Origin of the sequence: Streptomyces sp. NPDC051018 (assembly GCF_044456085.1) — a bacterium.
Taxonomy (GTDB): Bacteria; Actinomycetota; Actinomycetes; order Streptomycetales; family Streptomycetaceae; genus Streptomyces.
Map to the genome: position 1 here is coordinate 435,560 of NZ_JBITFN010000003.1, position 20,345 is coordinate 455,904.

The window sequence follows — 20,345 nt, forward strand, 5'->3', positions numbered from 1 at the left end:
CCGAGGCCACGCCTGTATCGGAGTACGACATGCCGTCCCATCTGTTCGCGGACCGCCCCGTCCCGCAGCCGCCGGAGCGAGGCCCCGACGCCGTCGACGCGCTGATCACCCGGACACGCCGGCTGCGCGGCGATGTGGACGCCGTACGCAGAGGCACCCTCGTCGACGAGGACGACCCGGGCGCCCGCTGGCAGCGGGCCCTGTGCGATCTGGCGGTCCATCAGCTCGACGATCTCGGCGCCCATCTGGACCAGTTGAGGAACGGCCTGCCCGACGGGACGACCGCCCCGGCGGGCGACGACGATCTCATCGCGTACGAGGCCGACCACGCGCTCGGCACCGGATCGCTGCTCAGCCGGGTCGGCAGCGCCGAGTGGAATCTCCTCACCGACGAGGTGAACTGGTCCGAGGAGCTGTACCGGATCATCGGGCGTTCCCCCGCGAGCGGACCGATGACCCTGGACGAACTGCCCTCCGTGGTGCACCCGGACGACCAGGGGCTGCTGACCGCCCTGGTCACCGGCGCTCTGGTCGACGGACGGCCCATCGACGGGGAGTTCCGGCTCGTCCGGCCCGACGGCCGGGTCCGCACGGTGCATATGACGGGCGAGCCCGTGCTCGACACGGACGGCTCGACGGCCTCCATGTGGGCGGTGATCCGGGATGTCAGCGCGCTCCGGCGCAGTGAGGCGGCCGTACGCGACAGCCGTGACTCCCTCCACCGCCGGCAGCACTTCGAGCGCACGGAGCACCGGATCGCGGTCGAGCTGCAGGAGGCGGTGCTGCCGCCGTGGCAGGGCTCGCTCCAGTTCCCGCTCGGCGGTGCCGCCGAACTGGACGGCGCCGCGCTGGATGTCGCCGCCCGCTACTTCCCGTCCGCGAACAGCGCGCTGATCGGCGGCGACTGGTACGACGCCCTGCAACTGGCCTCGGGAGCCTCACTGCTGAGCGTCGGGGACCTCACCGGACACGGGGTGACGGCCACCTCCTCGATGGCCATGCTCCTGGGCGCGCTGCGGGGTATGGCCCTGGCGGGGGTCGAGCCCGCCCGGCTGATGGTCCATCTCAACCAGCTGATGGAGTCCTCCACCCAGCCGGCCCTGGGCAGTGCCGTCTGCTGCCGGTTCGAGCCGGCGAGCCGCACCCTGTCGTGGGCACAGGCGGGCCACCCCGCCCCGCTGCTCTTCCGCGACGGGACGGGGCAGATCCTGAGCCGCCCCGACGGGGTACTGCTCGGCGCGACCTCCAGCCCGGAGTACGAGCAGGCCGAACTGGAGCTGCTCCCCGGCGATCTGCTGCTGCTCCACACCGACGGACTGACCCGCACCGGCGCCGCCGGGGGCGGCGACACGGCCCGGCTGCTGGCGCTGGCGCCCCGGCTGGCCCGGGTACGGAACGCCCAGGAAGCCGTCCGTACGGTCGTGGAGCTGTTCGGCGGCGACGGACGCGAGGACGACGCCTGTGTGATGGTCGCGAGGATCGGTTCCTGAGGGCCCCCGGGGACCTGACCGGTCCCCGGCGACCCGCGATACCGCACCTTGGGCCCGGGCCGAATTCGCCGCAGCGCCGGGATCCGGGCTCTCTCCGCCCTGATTCCTGCCGCCCCGTTCCTCCCCGGACCCACCCGGGCCCCTTCATGGCCCCGGGAACCTAGTACTGTGACCGGAAACGTTCACCGGCCCGCGACGCCCTGCACGGCTCCCCCTGGGCCTGGCGGCCCGGAGGTACCCCCAGCCGCGTTGTCGGACCGCGCGAGTACGGCGAGTACGAGCTGCGGACCTCCGCCTTGCGCTGCACCGCACCGGACACCGCGGGCCACCGGCAAACCCTTCCGGCCACAGCACTAGATGGCCGCGCCCCTCGCCTTCTTCGAAGGGCTGTTGGGCAGGGCCAGCCGGATCTCCTCGCGCAGGTCCTCGATCTTCTCGTAACCCGCGTACTGCCCCGTCAGCCGATACATCTCCCGCAGCCTGTCCCAGGTGCGGTGCGAGGAGGTCTCCCCCATCGAGATCAGCGCGAGCCGCGCGTAGCGGTCGGCCTCCTCGGGGTCGTCGGCGATGAAGCAGGCCGAGGCCAGCGAGATGTAGTCGAAGATCTTCGAGCGCTGCCGGCCGCCCTCGCGCAGTTCCAGCGCCTTCTTGGCGTGGCGCTGCGCGATGCTCGCGGCCGAGGGATCGTGCTCCGCCAGGGTGCGGTACGCCAGTGCCTCCATGCCGTGCAGATCCGCCTCGTCGAACATCTGCATCCAACTGGGCGGCGGTACGTCTCCCTTGTCGGAGACGAACAGATCCTCCGCCTCACCGAGCGTGCGGCGCATGGCCTGCCCATGGCCCTTGGACGCCTGCGCCCATGCCTCGATGGTGCAGAGCATGGCCCGGGTGCGCGGCAGGGTCCGCTCCCCCGAACCGGACTTGGCGAGCTTCATCAGATCCAGGGCGTCGTCCGGGCGGCCCAGATGGACCATCTGGCGGGCGGCCCGGGAGAGCGCCTCACCCGCGCGGGGCCGGTCCCCGCCCTCACGGGCCGCGTGCGCGGCGATGACGAAGTACTTCTGGGCTGTGGGTTCGAGGCCGACGTCGTGGGACATCCAGCCGGCGAGTACGGCGAGGTTGGCGGCGACGCCCCACAAGCGCCGCTGGAGATGGTCGGGGTGACGGTAGGCGAGCATGCCGCCCACCTCGTTGAGCTGCCCCACGACCGCCTTGCGCTGGAGTCCGCCGCCACGGGCGGCGTCCCAGGCACGGAACACTTCGACGGAACGCTCCAGCGCCTCGATCTCCTGCGACCCGATGGGGGCGGCCTCATAGCGGTCGTACCCAGCGGGGTCGGCGTGCAGGGGAGTGTCGGTGAAGGGCGTGTCCCGGACGAGTGCGGGGTCGGTGTGCAGCCAGTCGTGCATGGTGCTGCTGAGTGCGGAGCCTGCGGCGAGCGCGGCGCCCGCGCCCACCAAGCCGCGTCGGTTGAGCATGAGGTCCATTCCCGTGAATTCAGTGAGGACCGCTGCCGTCCGGTCGGGCGGCCAGGGAAGGCCGTCGGGGTTCGCGGCGCTCTCTGCGCCACGCGCGCCCTTCTGTCTGCCCGATCTCCCGTTCCGTACGAACCCGAGATCCTCGGTGGTCACGACACGGCCGAGCCGCTCGGTGAACAGCGCCGCCAGCACCCGCGGTACGGGGTCACGCGGGGTCTCCCCCATGTCGATCCACCGCCGCACCCGTGAGGTGTCGGTCGCCAGCTGCGGATGGCCCATGGCCGCCGCCTGCCGGTTCACCAGCCTCGCGAGTTCGCCCTTCGACCATCCGGCCAGGCCGAACAGGTCACTCAGGCGGGTGTTGGGTCCTCCGGTCACGTCAAGCCCCCAGGTTCTCGGCTGACTTGACAGTAACGCTCTGTCAGCGGCCTGGCGACTATTCGCCAGGGTTCGCCAGGGTTCGCCAGATGGTGTGCCACCCGCGCGCTGGTGTGACGTAGGAACGCGCCACCCCGGCCCGGCAGCCGGACGTACTCCCCAGGGTGCGGCCGGCCGCCGGGGCGGGGCGCGCACGCATACTGTCGGCGCACGAAGGGATCTGTCACCCCATGTACACAGCATCGTCCTCCGTGTCCGCACCGCACCGGCCCCAGCGCTCCGCTGTGACGGCCGGCACCGGACCGTATCTCGACCCCACACATGCCGGTCGATTGCGGCGGCCGGTCGCGGTGATGGGCCAGCCCCTCAGCGGAAGAATCGACCTGTCCGGCCCCCAGGGCGCGCAACTGCGGATGGCGGTCGCCTCGGTGCACCGGATCTGCCCGGAATTCAACCCGGTGCAGGTGCTCCGCCGCAGCGGACGCTCCGTACTGCTCGTGGGGACGACCGGGCGCACCACGGCCGTCGCCAAGTGCCTGCTGGACCACTCGCCCGTGTGGGTCGAGCGGTTCCGCCACGAAATAGCGGTCTACCGTGCCTTCGTCCGCCACCGTCCGCCCGTCCGTGCCCCGCGGCTGATCGCCGCCGACCCGGACAACTGCGCGCTGGTGGTCGAGCGGATGCCCGGACGCGCGGCGGCACTGACCCGGCACCCGGCCGAGGCCCCGCCCCGCGCCGATGTCAGGGCCGTCGTCGGCGCCATCACCCGGCTGAACTCCTGGCGCCCGCCGGCCGGACTGTTCGACGCGCCCCTGGACTACGCCTCCCGGATCGCGCGCTACCACGAGCTGGGGCTGTTCACCGACCGAGACCTCGGTGATCTGCAGAAGCTGCTGCGCGGACTGGCGTACGCGGGCGGCCGGGGAACCGTGGGGCAGTTCAGCCACGGCGACGCGCTGCTCTCCAACATGCTGCTCTCCCCGACGGGCCCGGTCCTGGTCGACTGGGAGCACGCGGGCTGGTACCTCCCGGGCTACGACCTCGCCACGCTCTGGTCGGTGCTCGGCAACGCCCCGGCGGAGCGACGGTGGATCAGCCAGCTGGCACAGCGGGAGGGGCCCGCCGCCCGGGACGCGTTCCTGGTGAACCTGATGCTGGTGCTGACACGGGAGATCCGGACGTACGAGACGGCCGTGCAGCGCACCATGCGGGAGGCGGCTCCGGTGAGCGGTGGCGTGAGCGCCTCGTCGGGCGGGCTGTCGGCCGGGGAGGAGCAGCGGCTGCTGCTGCGGCGGCTGCACGACGACTGCGCGCTGGCCCGGCGGGCCGTACGGGCGGCGGTCGGCACCCGCTGACCGGTGATCCGGCCGGCGGGAGGCGACCGGATCAGCGGAAGGGATCACCGCAACGGCTCCCCGTCGCGGGGGCCGCGGTACGGCGGCGGCAGGGCATCGGGGCAGCAGGAGGGCAACAGGGCGGCCCGGCAGCGGGCGGGAGCCACGCGGGGCACGGACGCCGGAGCACCGGCGCTCGGGGATCGTGTGCGTGTGCCCCGCCCGGCCGCGTGTGCGGGCCATGTGTTTCTCACCATAAACAACTGCTGCCTGCCCTTCGGCCGCGCCCATGGGGATGGCGCACCCGCACACACGCGCGCCGGGGTGTCCCCGGCGGACGGCGGACCGACCGCGTCGAGAGCGGCGGCGAAAGCCTCCCCGCATGGCCCCGGCCCCGCCGGTGGCGGGCGTCAGCGCCCCGGGAGCCCCGCCCGGCGGCCGGGCCCGTGAGCGTTCGCGCGGGCGGGAACCGGAATCTACGCTCGGTTACGACGGACCGACGTGGTGCCCGGGAGGTCGTTCCCGTGAGCTTCCCCCAGCCGGAGCTGCCCGGCGACGCAACGAGCCTCAAGGCGTACATCGAGTACGAGATCGCCGCCCTGCGGGCGGACGTCCGGCGCGCGGCCGAGGCGGCGGCCGCCCGGCAGGCCCGGAGACTGGCCGCCGCGCCGCCGTCCCGGGCGGCCCCCGGCGCCACGGCACCGCCCGGCGAGTCCCGGGATCCCGGGGAATCCGACACGCCGTCCCTCCGCCCGGAGCCCGGCCCGGCGGCCGACACGCCGCCCTCGCCCGGCCGGCCGCCGGCGGGTACGGGGGAACGCGTACCGGACGGGGAGGGCGAAGGGAACGGGCGGGAGCCGTCCCTGGACGCCGTACTGCGTGCCGTTCCGGTCTCGGCGGCGCTGCTCAGCCCGGTACGGGACGCCGGCGGCGCCATCACCGACTTCATCATCCGGGCGGGCAATGAGGTCCGTTCCACGGAATGGATGGAACCGGCGGGGCGCCAGGTCGGGCAGCGTCTTCTGCGGGTACGCCCCGGGTACGGCACGACCGGGCTGGTCGCGGCCCTGGCACACGCGGTCACGACCGGGGAGCCGCTCACGGGGCTGACCGTCGACTACACGGAGGAGCGGCACGGCCTCCTGCTGCGCGCGCCGCTCCTGCACTACGCCGCGCCGTACGGGGACGAACTGCTCGTCACCTGGCGTCCGGCGCACGGGCGCTCCGAGTTCCTCAGTCTGGACGCCCAGTACATCGCCTCGATGGGGTGGGGGCACTGGGATCTGCTCTCCGGGGTGATCACCTGGTCGGAGACCATGCACCGGATCTTCAGTACCACCGGGGCCATGCCGTGGTCCTTCACCGAGCTGTGCGACACGGTGCTGCCGAACGACGTGCCCGCCTTCGCCGAGGTGGTGACGGCGGTTCTCTCGGGAGAGGAACCCCCGTGGACGCGGACCCGCTTCCGGGTCCACGGGGAAGTGCGCACCCTGGATCTGCTCGCCAAGCCCGTGGTGAGCACCGAGGGGCGCCCCTGGGCCGTGTATCTGGTCGCGCGTGATCTCACGCCCCAGATGCGCAGCCGCCGCCGGCTGGCGCAGACACAGCGGGAGTCGGAGCGGCTGCGGCAGGCGGCGGCCGCGGAGCGCCGTATCGCCTCCGTCATGCGGGAAGCGCTGCTGCCGAGCCACTCCCGTGAACTCGCCGAGGCCGGTCTGACGGTGGCCGCGGCCTATCTGCCCGCCGAGGCGGAGGCGGCCGTCGGCGGCGACTGGTACAAATGCCGGCGCCAGTCCGACGGGCGCGTGCTGATCGCCATCGGCGACGCGGTCGGCCACGGTCTGGACGCCGTGGCCAGGATGGCCCAGCAGCGCCACGCGCTCGCCGGGCTCGCCCAGACGGGGGCCTCGGCCGGTGAGCTGACGACCTGGCTGAACGAGCTGGTGTGCGGTGAGCCGAGGGCGGAGACCGCGACCATGATCGTCGGCTATGTCGACGGCGGCGGCGGGGTGCTGAACTGGGCGTGCGCCGGTCATCCGCCCCCTCTGGTGCGGCGCGGGAGCGAGGTGTCGGTACTCGACACGGATCATCTGGGCCCGATGCTGGGAGCGGTGTCCGGCTATACGTACGAGACGGCTTCGGTGCCGCTGCGCCGCGGGGATCTGCTGCTCCTGTACACGGACGGGGTGGTCGAGCGCCGGGGTGAGGCGATCACCGAGGGCATCGCCCGGCTGGGCCGGGGCCTGGCGGCCAACGCGGGGCGCTCGCCCGAGGAGACGCTCGAACGGCTCACGGCCGTGTACACGCGTTCGGCCCACGACGACGACGCGTGCCTGCTGGCCGTCCATATCGACTGAGACCTCCGGACGGCCTTCGGGGCTCGCCGGTACCGCCGCCCTGCGGCCTTGTGCCGGGTGCCGCCCCGGAGGCGGTGACTGCGCGGGCCACGACGACGGCGGCGACCGCGCCGGAGCACGGTATCGGCGGGCCTCGGATGCGCGGGGTGCCGGGGGTCCTGGTTCGCCGGGACGCGACAGGCAGCCGGGTGACGTTCCGGTGGGCCGGTCACCCGGTCCGCGCCGGACTCCTCCTGGTGTCCCGTCGGCATCTCGGCACCGACGGCCGGATGCCACAGCCGATACCGGCGGACCCTCAGCGGGGTGGTGCCGCCCCACGGGACCGCGGAGGTGACGGGAGGCGTCGGCCCGGCTCCCGAGCGGCCGGCACCCCACAGAGCCGGAGGCGCGCGTGGTGACGTGTTCACGCCATAGCCGACTGGCCGAACGGGCGCCGCCATCCAAGTTGATTGGACTAGACCAATGACGGTTCGCAGGTCCCGCCCTGATTTCCCCGGCGGAACCCGCCAGGACGACGCGATGAGCACCACCGGTGCGGCGGAGCATGATTGACGGACCGTCCGGCGACCGGTACCCCTGTAGTCCTGTCCGACCCCACAAGCCCATCACGCACCACCCGCCCCCGGAGGCCCTCTTGCAAGCATCAGCCCCCGTACGACGGAGGGGCGGCCGCGCCCGGCGGACGCGGACAGGGGTGCTGGTGGCGTCGGCCGCCTTACTGCTGCCCCTTCTGCCCGCGCGCACGGACGCGAGCGCCGCCCCTGCCGCCGGGGGCGGTCTGCAAGGAGACTTCGAACGGGCCGCCGCGGAGTACGGGGTGCCGCGGAGTGTGCTCCTCGGTGTGTCGTACCTCCAGTCCCGGTGGGACTCGCACGGCGGCGCGCCGAGTGTCACGGGCGGCTACGGGCCGATGCATCTCACCGATGCGGCAACCGCGCTCGCCGAGGCCCCGCGCCCCGCGTCCGGCGCGGCGGACCCGCACGGCGCGCACGCCACCGGGGACCTGCGCGGCGACGATTCCCGCGCGGCGCGGAGGCACGGCCCCGGCGCAACCCCGCCCCGGGCCTCCGCCGTCCCGCCCGGGCTGCGGACGCTGGAGCGTGCGTCGCGGCTCTCCGGCATCCCCGCCGGGGTACTGCACGAGAGCCCGGCCGCGAGTGTGCGCGGCGGCGCGGCGCTGCTGGCCGACGCCCAGCGCGCGCTGGGCCGTCCGGCCACAGACGATCCGGCCGACTGGTACGGCGCGGTGGCGCGCTTCTCCGGCGCCGGTGACCCGGCCACCGCGACGGCGTACGCGGACGACGTCTTCGCCGTGATCCGCGCCGGTGTCACCCGGGTCACCGACGGCGGCGACCGGGTCACGCTCGCGGCCGATCCGGAAGCGGTACCCCGGCAGGCGGACCACCCGGCGCGGTCCACGGGACGGTCCCGGGAGCCGGGAACGCCGGGCGTACGGCGTACCGAGTGCCCCCGCAGCCTCGCGTGTGAGTGGATCGGGGCTCCGTACCAGGAGTTCGGCGACGGCGACTACGGCAACCACGACAAGGCGGACCGGCCGGTGTCCCTGCCGGTGCGGTACATCGTCGTCCATGACATCGAGGGCTTCTGGGACAGCGCCGTCCAGCTGGTACAGGACCCCGCGTATGTGTCGTGGCAGTACACCCTGCGCTCCTCGGACGGGCATATCGCCCAGCACGTCCCGCTCAAGGACGTGGCCTGGCACGCCGGGAACTGGTACGTGAACGCCGGCTCGGTCGGCCTGGAGCACGAGGGCTTTCTGGCCTCGCCCGACGCCTGGTACACCGAGGCGATGTACCGCTCGTCCGCCCGTCTGGTGCGCTATCTGGCGAAGCGCTTCGGCGTTCCGCTGGACCGCCGGCACATCATCGGGCACGACAATGTGCCCGGCCCGACCACGGCGTCGATCCGGGGGATGCACACCGACCCCGGGCCGTACTGGGACTGGGCGCACTACTTCGAACTGCTCGGGCGGCCGTTCGTCCCGACCGCCGGTCCGCGCGCCGACGCGGTCACCGTCCGCCCCCGCTACGGGGGTCACCGGCCCGTGTACACGGGCTGTGTGAAGGCCGGGGAACCCTGTACACCGCACGGTTCCGGCGCCGTCCGCCTGCACTCCGCTCCGGCCGAGGACGCGCCGCTGATCAAGGACATCGGTCTGCGGCCGGACGGCGACGACACCACCACCGACGTCAACGACATCGGTGCGCGGGCCTCCACGGGCCAGCAGTTCGCGGTGGCGGAGCGCCGTGGCGCCTGGACGGCGATCTGGTACCTCGGCCAGAAGGCGTGGTTCCACAATCCGCGCGGCCGGGAAACAGCGGTGGGGGCTCGGGGAGTTCTCGTCACACCGAAGCCGGGCGCGGCGGACATCCCGGTGTACGGGCGGGCCTACCCGGAGGCGGATGCCTATCCGGCGGGCGTACCGGTGCAGTCGGTGTCCCCGCTCCCGTACCGGATGCCCGCGGGGCAGCGGTATGTGTCGGGCGGACGGGTCCCCGGTGAGTTCCTGTATGCGCCCGCCTTCGACACCTCCCGCCACCGGGTGGTGCGCGGCCTGGAGGAGTACTACGGGATCCAGTTCGGGCACCGGCTCGCCTATGTGAAGGCGTCGGATGTCCGCGTCGTGGAGTAGCGCAGCGGAGAAGGCGCACACCTGTGCGGGGAGCCACGCGTACGAACGGTGCGCGCGGGCGGCATGACCGGCGTGCGCCACTGGTCGAGGGGTCCGGTGGCGCACTGCCCTTCATTCCTGTGATGGTGTGACTAATAGGCGGCGTGCGTGGTCCGTACGGGCGACGGGTAGAGCCTGGCCGGTAGCTTTCCGACCGACCCGAGAGGCCCCCCGCGCATGGCTCAGCCCTTCGTCCTGCCCGACTTCTATCTGCCGCATCCGGCACGCCTCAACCCGCATATCGAGACCGCGCGGGAGCACACCCGGGAGTGGGCTCGCGGGATGGGCATGCTGGAGGGTTCCGGCATCTGGGAGGAGCGCGACCTCGAGGCGCACGACTACGCCGGGCTGTGCTCCTACACCCACCCGGACTGCGACGCTCGGACGCTGTCCCTGGTGACGGACTGGTATGTGTGGGTCTTCTTCTTCGACGACCACTTCCTGGAGATCTTCAAGCGCACCCAGGACCGCGAGGGCGGCAAGGCGTATCTGGACCGGCTGCCCCTGTTCATGCCCATGGACCTGGGGCAGGACGTGCCGGAGCCGACGAACCCGGTCGAGGCGGGGCTCAGGGATCTGTGGGAGCGGACCGTACCGCACATGGGCCCGGGCTGGCGGGCCCGGTTCGCCGAGTCCACCCGGAATCTGCTCAATGAGTCCCTCTGGGAGCTGTCCAACATCAACGAGGGGCGGATCGCCAACCCCGTCGAGTACATCGAGATGCGCCGCAAGGTGGGCGGCGCGCCCTGGTCGGCGCAGCTCGTGGAGTTCGCGGCGAGGGCCGAACTGCCTGGCTCGGTGGCGCTGTCCCGCCCCCTGCGGGTGCTCACGGACGCCTTCGCCGACGCCGTGCATCTGCGCAACGACCTCTTCTCGTACCAGCGCGAGGTCGAGGAGGAGGGTGAACTCAGCAACGGTGTGCTGGTGCTGGAGACCTTCCTCGGGTGCTCGACCCAGGAGGCGGCCGATGCCGTCAACGATCTGCTGACCTCACGGTTGCAGCAGTTCGAGAACACCGCGCTGACGGAGGTCCCCGCGCTCTGTCTGGAGAAGGGGCTCACCCCGGCGGAGTGCGCGGCGGTCGGGCTGTACGCGAAGGGGCTCCAGGACTGGCAGTCCGGCGGCCAGGAGTGGCATATGCGCTCCAGCCGCTATATGAACGAGGGGCTCGACACCACAGCGCCGTCCGGTGTCCTCGGCACCTCCGCGCTCGACATCGGCAGGCTCTTCGGCCGTCCGGCCACGGCCCGGCTGCGCGCCCTCACCCATGTGCCCCGCCGCCCGGACGGTCCCTCGCTGCTGCCGGAGTTCGATCTCCCGTTCCCGCTGGCGCTCAGCCCGCACCACCGGGACGTCCTCGACTCGTCGGTCGCCTGGGCCGGCCGGATGGGACTGCTGGGTGACATCTGGGACGGTCCGATGCTGCGGGGCTTCGACCTCGCGCTCTGCGCCGCCGGGCTGGACCCGGACGCCACCCGCGAGGAACTGGAGCTGAGCGCGCAGTGGCTGACCTGGGGCACCTACGGCGACGACTACTACCCGCTGGTGTTCGGCCGGGCGCGCAATCTGGCCGGAGCGAAGCTGTGCACCGAGCGGCTCAAGGACTGTATGCCGCTCGGTGAACCGGCGTCGGCACCGGCATCGGCGGTGAGCCCGATGGAGCGGGCGCTCGCCGATCTGTGGGTACGCACCGCCGGACCGATGAGGGAGGGCGCACGGCGGCGACTGCGCACCGCGGTCGACGTCATGCTGGACAGCTGGCTGTGGGAGCTGCACAACCAGGCCCAGCACCGGGTGCCCGACCCGGTCGACTATCTGGAGATGCGGCGGAGCACCTTCGGGTCGGACCTCTCCATGCTGCTGTCCAGGCTGCGGCACGAGGAGAAGCTGCCGCCCGAGTTGCTGCGGAGCGGCACCGTCGTCAGCCTGGAGCACGCGGCGCAGGACTGGGCCTGTCTGCTCAACGACCTCTTCTCGTACCGGAAGGAGATCGAGGTCGAGGGCGAGGTCCACAACGGTGTGCTGGTGGTGGAGAAGTTCTTCGACTGCGACTATCCGTCGGCGGTCCGGATCGTCGACGATCTGATGCGCGGGCGGCTGCGGCAGTTCCGCCATGTCAAGGAGCACGAACTTCCGCTGCTGCGGGAGGACTTCGGTCTCGACGCGGCGGAGTCGGCCGCGCTCGACGCCTATGTGCGGGAGATGGAGGACTGGCTCGCGGGGATCCTGAACTGGCACCGGAAGGCGCGCCGCTACGGCGCGGAGGATGTGCGCACGGGCGCCGGGACGGCCCGGCTGGGCGGCCCGCAGGGGCTGGGCTCGGCGGCCTCGCGGCTCGCGACCCTCCTGGCGCGCTGAACCGCGCCGGGGAATCGGCGGACGGTCGCATGACTCCGCGTGCCGGGCCCGGCGCGCGGGGGTTCACCGTGGTGCCGCATCCCCGGCCTCTGTCCGGATGCCGGGTGCGCGGATGCCTCCGGTGCTGGTCCGGTGGTCGGGCCCGGAGCCCGGGGGCCCGGCGGACCCGGTTCCCACCGGTCGTCCGGGCCGGTGCCGGTGCCGGTTGGATGTCGTTCCCGGCCGGGCCCGGGTCAGCCCTGCTGGAACAGCTCGGCGGGGAGCGGCTTCAGCAGTGCGTACAGATCGTCGGTGATCGGACGGTCCCAGCTGGCGATCGTCACCAGCACACCGTCGCTGCGGTCGAACTGGACACAGGAGATCCGGCTCTCGGAGAGCTTGAGCCGGCGCACGATGAGGAGGTTGTCCCCCTGCATGACCGGAATGTCCTCGGTGCCGACGACGCGGACGGGCTCCTCGTTCTCCAGCGCCAGCAGCAGCTGCGCGACCTCGAACGGGATCTGCCCCTCCTCCAGCTCACGCGCCGGGGAGCCCTCCGGGAGATTGCCGATGATCATCGCGGGACCCCGGCCGCCGAAGAGGTCGTACCGCAGGAACACGCCCTGGCAGCTGCCGTCGGGGGCGGGGAGCAGCCCCGCGCCGAGGTTGCCGGGCCAGTCCCCCGGGTCCATGGCCAGGACGTCGAAGTCCGGGCCCGCGGGTGTGGCGGCGTTGCGACGGCGGAGGAACGACATACCGCCATGGTACGGGTTGGGGCAGGCGTGGCCGACCCGGGGCGGAGGGGAGACTCTCCTCACTCCCGGCTCTCCCCGGGCCCCTCGCCCAGGGCCTGGGCGAGGCCCGCCTCGTCGGTGCCCGCCTTGCGGTAGACGGCCGTGAGGAGCCTGGTCACGGACGGTTCGTCGATATGGAGCGCGGAGGCCACGGCCGGCCTGTCCCAGCCCTGGGCCGTCAGGACGGCCGCGGTGCGCTCCCGGGTGGTGAGGTCGTCGGTCTCGACGGCGTGGGCCCCCCGGGGGTTCAGCCCCTCGGCGGCCAGTTCCGCGCGGGCGGTGCCCGCGAGACCGTCCGCGCCGCAGCGGACCGCCGCTTCGAGGCCCCGCTGAAGGTGGTCGGCGGCCTCCCGCGCCCGGCCGGTGGTGCGCAGCTGGGTTCCGAGGGCGACGAGGGCCCGGGCGAGTTCGTACGCGGCGGGTGAGCGTTCCAGCTCCGCGACGGCCTCCTCCAGGAGCGCGGTCCGCTCGGCTCCCGAGGAGACCTCGGCGGCGACGCGGAGCGCCTGTCCGGTGCCGGAGGGCGCGGCGAAGCGGCGCGCGCGTTCGACCGCGTCGAGGGCGTACGCCCTGGCCCGCTCGGGGGCCTCCCGGGCCTCGGCGAGAGCGAGGTGGAGCTGCCAGGGGCACCAGGTGGGGTTGCGTATGCCCCGGGGGTCGAGACGCCTGCCCACCGAGGCCAGTTCGACGGCCGCCTCCTTCGTCCGGCCCTGGGCCAGCAGCAGTTCGCCGTGGACGGTCTGTGAGTCGGGGAAGGTCACGGCGGCCGGGAAGGGCTCGCCGAACCCGTGGTCGCGCGCCACCCGGGCGGCCTCGTCGATGTGTCCCCGGGCGATCAGCACTTCGACGAGGGTCGTGACCGAGTACCACTCCGCCGGGGTGCGGGGGCCGACGCGTTCGGCGAGGCGCAGCCCGGCCCGGCCGAAGTCCTCGGCCTCGATGAGGCGTCCCCGCCGGTAGCGGATGTAGGCGAGGAGGGTGTACGCGAACGACAGATGCGCGCCGCGCCAGCCCTGCCGTTCGAACTCGGCGGTTCCGGCGGCGAACAGGTCCTCGGCGCGGCCGGGGCGGTCGGCGTATACGAAGGTGAGGGCGACCAGGGCCGGGACCTCGAAGCCGCGGTCCTCCATGGCCCAGCTCAGTCCGCCCGCCAGGGCGCGTTCGGCGTGGTGCAGGGCGACGGCGGCGGGCTCGCCCCGCAGGGTGGCGTCCCAGGCGCGGAGCCCGATGATGTACCGCTCGGTGACATCGCGGCCGGTGAGCCGGTCGGCGAGGCGGGCGAGCCGGCGTGAGCGTGCGGGCGTCTGGGGCTCGTCGGCGCGGAAGGCGTCCCACATGAACTTCTCGGACAGCATCCGCAGCCGGGTGCGCGGTTCCGTGGTGCGCCGGGCCTCACGGGCGAGGGTGTCGGACGCCTCGGCGAGCCGGTCGGAGTGCGCGAGGACCTGGGAGAGCCGGTAGACGATGCCCTGGCGCAGGGCCGGGTCGGCGATGGGCTCCTCCAGGGCGGCGCGCAGATGGTTGACGGTGGTGGCGGGTTCGGTGAGGAGGGAGGAGCACCCCAGTTCGTACAGGACGGCGGCGCGGTCCCCGGCGGCCGGTGGTTCGCGCAGCGCGCGGGCGAGATAGCGGCGGGCCGCGTCGGGGGCTCCGGCCCGAAGCGTCTCCCCGGCGGCCTCACGCAATTGCTGCACCACCCAGGGGTCGCCCTCGGGGTGGGTCTCCAGCAGATGGCGGGCGGCCGCGGTGGGGCCGAGTCCGGCGTCGACGGCGGACCAGGCCGCCTGGCCGTGGAGGGCCACGCGCACGGCGTCCGGGATGGCGCGGTAGACGGCGGTCGCGATCAGCGGGTGGACGAACTCCAGGGTCCGGGTGCCGGTGAGGATGCGGGCGCCGCGCAGCCGGTCGGCGGCGTCGGCGGCCTCCTCGGTGCCGAGTCCGGCGACGGCGGCGGCGAGCGCGGGCGGGATCTCGGTGCCGAGGACGGCTCCGGCCCAGGCGAAGCGGACGGTGGAGGGGCCGAGCCGTTCGAGGCGTTCGATGAGGCCGCTGCCCTTGACCGCCGCGGCGAGGTCGCGCAGCAGCGGGGCACCGGCCTCGGTGGGTTCGATGCCCCGGTCCCGTACCTTCGCGAGGAGTTCGATGGTCTCGAACGGGTTGCCCGCGGTGACGGCCCAGCACTCCTGGCCGAAGGTGTCGTCGGCGCCGTCGCCGAGCCAGTCCCGGGCGAGCCGCCCGACTCCCCGGGCGGTGAGCGGTTCGAGGTCGATGGGGCGCTGGCCCGCACGGCCGGGCAGCCGGCGGAACTGGTGGGCGTGCGCGGGGAGTTCCTCGGGCCGGTACGCGACGACGAGCAGCATCGGCAACTCCTCGGCGCGCGGCGCGAACGAGGCCAGCCAGCCGAGGGACTCGGGGTCGGCCCAGTGGGCGTCGTCGAGGACGAGGACGAGCGGCGCGCGCTGTACGGCGAGATGGGTCAGGACCCAGTCCAGTCCGTCGCGCAGGCCCTGCGGGTCGGGCGGGGATCCGTCCTCCGCGCCGCACAGTCCGAGGGCGGGGCCGACGATGGCGTACCAGCTGCCCAGCTGGAGCCGGAGGGCGGCCTCGGAGGAGCCGGCGAGCTGGGGCTGGATCAGCTGGCGCGCGACGTGGAAGGCGACCTGCTGCTCCTGTTCGCCGCCGCGGGCGGACAGGACGGTGCAGCCCTTCGCGGCGGCGCGCCGGCGTACTTCGGTGAGGAGGGTCGTCTTGCCGAGCCCCGCGTGCCCGGCGAAGGCGAGCAGCGATCCGCGCGGGGGCTCGGGGGCGCCACCGCCCGCGCGTATCCCGGTCAGCTCGTCGAGGGCCTCCTCGGCCGCGGCCAGTTCGGCGTCCCGCTCGAACAGCCGCCGCTTCGCCGCGCCGACACGTCGCGTCATCTGCAACCCCCACGCCCGGCCTTGCGCCCGGCACGGTGCAGGGGCCGCCGGACACACGTCCTTGAGGGGTACCAGATTACGCCAGCCGGGGGGCCTCCGCTGGCGGGAGGCGCTGAAAGGTTGCTGCTGAGAGGGGAGTTGGTGCGGCTGCGGGTGCGGGGCCGGATCACCACTCCCGGGCGGCGTGGCCCCGGAGGGGGTCCGGGGTCCCCGGCAGGGGGCGCGCGGCAGCGCACTCCGGCGGGGCGCGGAGGCGGACCGGCGCCGTGCCGGGACTGTCGGGACGGCGGGGCGGGGTCCTCAGGCCGGGGTCTGGGCGGGCTGGGTCCCCGGCGAGGGAGATCCGCCGATCCGGTCGACGGCCTGGCGGGCGTGCTCACCGGGTGTGCGCCCGGCGAGGGAGGACACCGACGAGGATGCGCCGCTCTGCTGGGCGGCGGGCCTGGCGCCCGAGGCGGCCTTGCGGGTGCGCAGCCGGTGGCTCACCGCCTCGTCGAAGCCGACGGGACGCTTCAGCTGCGCGGCCAGCCGCCCCGCCTCCTGGCCGAGGGCCGCGATGTCCTCCCAGGAGAGACGGACCACCAGGCGGAGTTCGGCCTCACCGTCGGGGAGGGCCTGGAGGGAAGGGTGGACGGCGTCGTTCATGGCTGATCCTCACGCTGGCGTAACGGAACCTGTCGGAGCGGGAACCCGTCGGGACGCTGCGCACCCCGGGGGTCCGGGGTGCGCCCAGTGGTACGGAAACCGCTCCCGATGTGTTCAGCCGGGCGGGAAATCAGCGGACACCTGGTCTCAGGCGGGCCTCGGGCTGGTCTCAGGTGAGGTCGAACTCCCCGTCGCGCGCGTTCAGGACGAAGGCGCGCCACTCGGCGGGGGTGAAGATCAGCGACGGGCTCCCGGGCCGTCCGCCGTTGCGCATGGCTATGAAACCCTCCACGAAGGCGATCTGGACGTCTCCCGCTCCCTGACTGCCGGACTGCCAGTCGGCGTTGCTGAGGTCGAGTTCGGGCTTGTCCCAGCCCGAGTACATCTGCGTGGTGGTGGTGCTCTCGGCCACGGTTCCGTGCTCCTCCCGCATGGTCTCGGGGTCAGCCTAGCGATCTGCTTCCGTCCTCAACAGGCCGCGGACGGGGCGCGGACGGAGCGGGGATCCATGCGCCGATCCGCCCGCGCGGGCACGCCGTCGCGCCGCCCCGCCTCCCCCGCCCGGGACGGTCCCGTACGGGTGTACGACGGCCGGGCGGGCGATCGGTCGCCGGGGGCGCGGACCGGTCCGATGCGGTCAGGGACCGGTCAGGTGGCGGGGGGCCGGGAGCCGACCAGCCACATCGAGAAGAACTGCGACCCGCCGCCGTAGGCGTGACCGAGTGCCCGGCGGGCCCCGTCGATCTGGTGTTCGCCCGCCTGCCCCCGTACCTGGAGCGCCGCCTCGGCGAAGCGGATCATGCCGGAGGCGCCGATCGGATTGGTGGACAGAACCCCGCCGGACGGGTTCACGGGGAGGTCGCCGTCGTGTTCGGTCACACCCGACTCGGTGAGCTTCCACCCCTCGCCCTCCTCGGCGAAGCCCAGGTTCTCCAGCCACATCGGCTCGTACCAGGAGAAGGGGACGTACATCTCCACCGCGTCGATCTCCCGGCGCGGATCGGTGATGCCCGCCTGCCGGTAGACGTCCGCCGCGCAGTCCTTGCCGGCCTGCGGGGAGACGAAGTCCTTGCCCGCGAAGAGCGTCGGTTCGCTGCGCATCGCGCCGCCGTGCATCCAGGCGGGCGGCCGGGGCGAGCGGGCCGCGCCCGCGCGGCCGGTGAGGACCATCGCGCACGCGCCGTCGGACGAGGGGCAGGTCTCGGAGTAGCGGATCGGGTCCCAGAGCATGGGGGACGCCTGGACCTTCTCCAGGGTGATCCCGTGCTCGTGGAGATGGGCGTAGGGGTTGCGGAGCGCGTTGCGCCGGTCCTTGTACGCGACGAGGGAGCCGACGGTGGCGGGCGCCCCGGTCCGCCGTATGTAGGCGCGTACATGGGGGGCGAAGAATCCGCCCGCGCCCGCGAGGAGCGGCTGCTGGAAGGGGACCGGCAGCGACAGACCCCACATGGCGTTGGACTCGGACTGCTTCTCGAAGGCGAGGGTGAGCACGGTGGGGTGTACGCGCGCGGCGACGAGGCCCGCGGCGACGAGCGCGGTGGACCCGCCGACGGAGCCCGCGGTGTGGACCCGCAGGATCGGTTTGCCGACGGCGCCCAGCGCGTCGGCGAGATACAGCTCGGGCATCATGACGCCCTCGAAGAAGTCCGGGGCCTTGCCGATGACGACGGCGTCGATGTCCGCCCAGGTCAGCTCGGCGTCCGCGAGGGCCCGTACGGCGGCTTCCCGCACGAGTCCGGCGATGGAGACGTCGTGGCGGGCGGCCACGTGCTTGGTCTGTCCGATGCCCACGACGGCGACGGGTTCCTTAGGCACGGTCCTCCCCTTCCAGGACGGCGACGAGGTTCTGCTGGAGGCAGGGTCCGGAGGTGGCGTGGGCGACGGCCCGGCCGGACTCGCCCCGGTGGATACGGGCGGCGGCCTCACCGAGGCGGATGAGCCCCGTGGCCATCACCGGATTGGCGGCGAGCGCACCGCCGGACGGGTTGACCCTCACCCTCTCGTCGAGGTCGAGGGCCCGGCGCAGGACGACCTCCTGGGAGGTGAAGGGGGCGTGCAGCTCGGCGGTGTCGAGGGGCGGGGCCGCGGGGTCGAAGACTCCGGCCCGCCGTGCGGCGATCCGGGTCGACGGCGAGTCGGTGAGGTCCCGTACGCCGAGGCTGTGGGCCTCCGCCCGGTGGTCCATGCCACGGATCCAGGCGGGCCGTTCACACAGCTCACGCGCCCGGTCCCCGGTGGCGAGCACCACGGCGGCGGCCCCGTCCCCGATGGGCGGGCAGTCCCCGGTCCGCAGCGGCCGGACGATGTAGTCGCCCTGGGGGACCGCACCCTTGAGCTGGGTGTGCGGATGGGAGGCGGCGTCGGCGCGGCTGCGGGCGGCGATCGAGGCGAGCGCGGGTTCCGCCGTCAGGCCGGCGTCGATCAGGGCCTGTGCCTGGAGGGCGGCGAGCGCGACGGAGTCCGGCCAGAGGGGGGCCGTGTAGTAGGGGTCGAGCTGGCGGGTGAGGACATCGCGGATCTCGCCGGGCGACGACTTGCCGTATGCGTAGACGAGCGCGGTGTCCGCCTCGCCGGTCAGCAGCTTCACCCAGGCCTCGTACAGCGCCCAGGCTCCGTCGGTCTCCACATGGGACTCCGAGATGGGCGGCCAGGCGCCGACGCCGTCGAGGGCCATGGTGAAGGAGAAAGCCCGTCCGGCGAGATAGTCGGAGGACCCGGAGCAGGTGAAGCCGATGTCACCGGTCTTCAGCCCGGTCGCTCCGAGCACCCGGTGCAGCACCGGCATCAGCATCTCGACCTCGGAGAGATCGTCGCTGCGGCGGCGGTGGTCGGACTGGGCGAAGGCCACGATCGCCACCTCCCCGGTGGCCCCGGCGTACGGCGTCACAGCAGCTCCCTGTAGGTGTCGTAGTCGGCGTCCGGTTCGGCGGCGGGGCGGTAGTGGTCGGGGTGGCGGCCCTCGCCGGTCCATACGGGTTCCACGCGCAGGCCCATGCGCACCTGGTCGTAGGGGATGCCCGCGATGCGTCCGTGGAGGGCGAGGTCGGCGCCGTCGAGGGCGATATGGGCGTAGACGTAGGGCACCTCGATATCGAGGTTCCTCGCCTTGATGTTGACGACGCAGTACGTGGTGACGGTGCCGCGGGGGCCCACCTCGACCCGTTCGGCGGTGGCGACACCGCAGGTGGGGCAGGCGCCGCGGGGCGGGACGTACACCTTGCGGCAGGACGGGCAGCGCTCGCCGACGGTTCTGCGCTCGCGCAGGGCCTCCAGATGGGCGGACTGGGCGCGTCCGGGGGCGTAGGTGTAGTCGAGCCGGGCGGGCGCGACGATCCGGCTGACGGGGTCGTCGAAGACTCCGTCGTGGTCACGCGCGGGCGCCGGCGGTTCGCCGTCGTCGCAGGGCTCGAAGCAGGCGATGTCGGTGATGGCACCGGTGCGTTCCGCCGCCCAGCGCACCCGGACGCGCATGCCGGTGCGCACGGCCTCGGGGCCGGGGGCGTCGAGGGCGTGGAGGAGCGCCGTGTCGGCGCCGTCGAGGCGTACGAGCACCCAGGCGAAGGGGGTTCCCAGCGGCTGGTACCGCCGGGGGGACGGGTTCCAGGCCCAGGTGGTGACCGTTCCGGCGGCGCCGACCTCGACCAGGTCGCGGATCTCCTCGGCGGTGACGGGGTCGTACTCGACGGGCGGCACGAGGACCCGGCCGTCCCCGGTCCTGACACCGAGGACGGTGCGTTCGCGCAGACCGGTGAGGAAGGCGCTCTGGACGGGGCCGAGGGAGCGGGTGAAGGGGAACTCGACGACCAGCGGTGCGCTCAGTGTCCCGGGCGCGGATGCGTCTGTCATGGACGGGGCTCCGTTCTGCCGGGCGGGGCTCGCTCCGGCCGGTGCGGGAGAGTGGGCGGCGGGGACGATCGGCGGG

13 protein-coding genes are annotated in these 20,345 nt (G+C 73.4%); 5 read left to right on the plus strand and 8 right to left on the minus strand.

Annotated features, from left to right (window positions below; genetic code table 11):
- Positions 1-29 precede the first annotated feature (29 nt).
- The gene (locus ACIBCM_RS08285; protein ID WP_399241152.1) at positions 30-1,490 is read left to right on the plus strand and encodes a PP2C family protein-serine/threonine phosphatase; all 1,461 of its coding nucleotides are present in this window, start codon (positions 30-32) and stop codon (positions 1,488-1,490) included.
- A gap of 353 nt (positions 1,491-1,843) precedes the next feature.
- Here the strand turns inward: ACIBCM_RS08285 and ACIBCM_RS08290 are convergent, their stop codons facing one another.
- The gene (locus ACIBCM_RS08290; RefSeq protein WP_399241153.1) at positions 1,844-3,346 is read right to left on the minus strand and encodes a hypothetical protein; all 1,503 of its coding nucleotides are present in this window, start codon (positions 3,344-3,346) and stop codon (positions 1,844-1,846) included.
- 230 nt (positions 3,347-3,576) lie between these two features.
- Between ACIBCM_RS08290 and ACIBCM_RS08295 the strand changes: the two genes are divergently transcribed.
- The 4 genes from ACIBCM_RS08295 (at position 3,577) to ACIBCM_RS08310 (ending at position 12,087) form a co-directional block, all read left to right on the plus strand.
- Positions 3,577-4,701, plus strand: coding sequence for an aminoglycoside phosphotransferase family protein (locus tag ACIBCM_RS08295; RefSeq protein WP_399241154.1), 1,125 nt, complete (start codon positions 3,577-3,579; stop codon positions 4,699-4,701).
- 503 nt (positions 4,702-5,204) lie between these two features.
- Entirely contained in the window at positions 5,205-7,037 is a 1,833-nt protein-coding gene (locus tag ACIBCM_RS08300; RefSeq protein ID WP_399241155.1) for a PP2C family protein-serine/threonine phosphatase, read from the plus strand.
- 694 nt (positions 7,038-7,731) lie between these two features.
- Positions 7,732-9,690, plus strand: coding sequence for an N-acetylmuramoyl-L-alanine amidase (locus ACIBCM_RS08305; RefSeq protein ID WP_399241281.1), 1,959 nt, complete (start codon positions 7,732-7,734; stop codon positions 9,688-9,690).
- 216 nt (positions 9,691-9,906) lie between these two features.
- Positions 9,907-12,087, plus strand: a complete 2,181-nt coding sequence (locus tag ACIBCM_RS08310; RefSeq protein WP_399241156.1) for a germacradienol/geosmin synthase — start codon at positions 9,907-9,909, stop codon at positions 12,085-12,087.
- Between the two features lie 233 nt (positions 12,088-12,320).
- Here ACIBCM_RS08310 and ACIBCM_RS08315 read toward each other — a convergent pair whose 3' ends face one another.
- From ACIBCM_RS08315 to ACIBCM_RS08345, 7 genes are all read right to left on the minus strand, one after another.
- Complete coding sequence (locus ACIBCM_RS08315) at positions 12,321-12,821, minus strand: hypothetical protein (RefSeq protein ID WP_399241157.1); 501 nt, start codon at positions 12,819-12,821, stop codon at positions 12,321-12,323.
- Between the two features lie 59 nt (positions 12,822-12,880).
- Positions 12,881-15,778 (minus strand): ATP-binding protein, encoded by a 2,898-nt coding sequence (locus tag ACIBCM_RS08320; RefSeq protein ID WP_399241158.1) that lies wholly within the window; start codon positions 15,776-15,778, stop codon positions 12,881-12,883.
- A 300-nt stretch (positions 15,779-16,078) separates the two neighbouring features.
- Positions 16,079-16,423, minus strand: coding sequence for a hypothetical protein (locus ACIBCM_RS08325; RefSeq protein ID WP_399241159.1), 345 nt, complete (start codon positions 16,421-16,423; stop codon positions 16,079-16,081).
- Positions 16,424-16,592: 169 nt separating this feature from the next.
- Positions 16,593-16,808 carry a DUF397 domain-containing protein gene (locus ACIBCM_RS08330; protein ID WP_399241282.1) on the minus strand — a complete coding sequence of 72 codons (216 nt, stop codon included), beginning with the start codon at positions 16,806-16,808 and terminating at the stop codon, positions 16,593-16,595.
- Positions 16,809-17,071: 263 nt separating this feature from the next.
- Positions 17,072-18,238 carry a thiolase domain-containing protein gene (locus tag ACIBCM_RS08335; protein WP_399241160.1) on the minus strand — a complete coding sequence of 389 codons (1,167 nt, stop codon included), beginning with the start codon at positions 18,236-18,238 and terminating at the stop codon, positions 17,072-17,074.
- Positions 18,231-19,310: a thiolase domain-containing protein gene (locus tag ACIBCM_RS08340; RefSeq protein ID WP_399241161.1), complete on the minus strand. Its 1,080-nt coding sequence runs from the start codon at positions 19,308-19,310 to the stop codon at positions 18,231-18,233. The genes ACIBCM_RS08335 and ACIBCM_RS08340 overlap by 8 nt, the downstream gene beginning before the upstream one ends.
- Positions 19,307-20,269, minus strand: coding sequence for a Zn-ribbon domain-containing OB-fold protein (locus tag ACIBCM_RS08345; protein WP_399241162.1), 963 nt, complete (start codon positions 20,267-20,269; stop codon positions 19,307-19,309). The genes ACIBCM_RS08340 and ACIBCM_RS08345 overlap by 4 nt, the downstream gene beginning before the upstream one ends.
- Positions 20,270-20,345: the final 76 nt, after the last annotated feature.

Bases quoted from the DNA above. Each gene is read 5' to 3' on its own strand.
- ACIBCM_RS08285 (WP_399241152.1), top strand. From the start codon at position 30: ATGCCGTCCCATCTGTTCGCGGACCGCCCCGTCCCGCAGCCGCCGGAG.
- ACIBCM_RS08295 (WP_399241154.1), top strand. From the start codon at position 3,577: ATGTACACAGCATCGTCCTCCGTGTCCGCACCGCACCGGCCCCAGCGC.
- ACIBCM_RS08310 (WP_399241156.1), top strand. From the start codon at position 9,907: ATGGCTCAGCCCTTCGTCCTGCCCGACTTCTATCTGCCGCATCCGGCA.
- ACIBCM_RS08315 (WP_399241157.1), bottom strand. From the start codon at position 12,821: ATGTCGTTCCTCCGCCGTCGCAACGCCGCCACACCCGCGGGCCCGGAC.
- ACIBCM_RS08320 (WP_399241158.1), bottom strand. From the start codon at position 15,778: ATGACGCGACGTGTCGGCGCGGCGAAGCGGCGGCTGTTCGAGCGGGAC.
- ACIBCM_RS08325 (WP_399241159.1), bottom strand. From the start codon at position 16,423: ATGAACGACGCCGTCCACCCTTCCCTCCAGGCCCTCCCCGACGGTGAG.
- ACIBCM_RS08330 (WP_399241282.1), bottom strand. From the start codon at position 16,808: ATGTACTCGGGCTGGGACAAGCCCGAACTCGACCTCAGCAACGCCGAC.
- ACIBCM_RS08345 (WP_399241162.1), bottom strand. From the start codon at position 20,269: ATGACAGACGCATCCGCGCCCGGGACACTGAGCGCACCGCTGGTCGTC.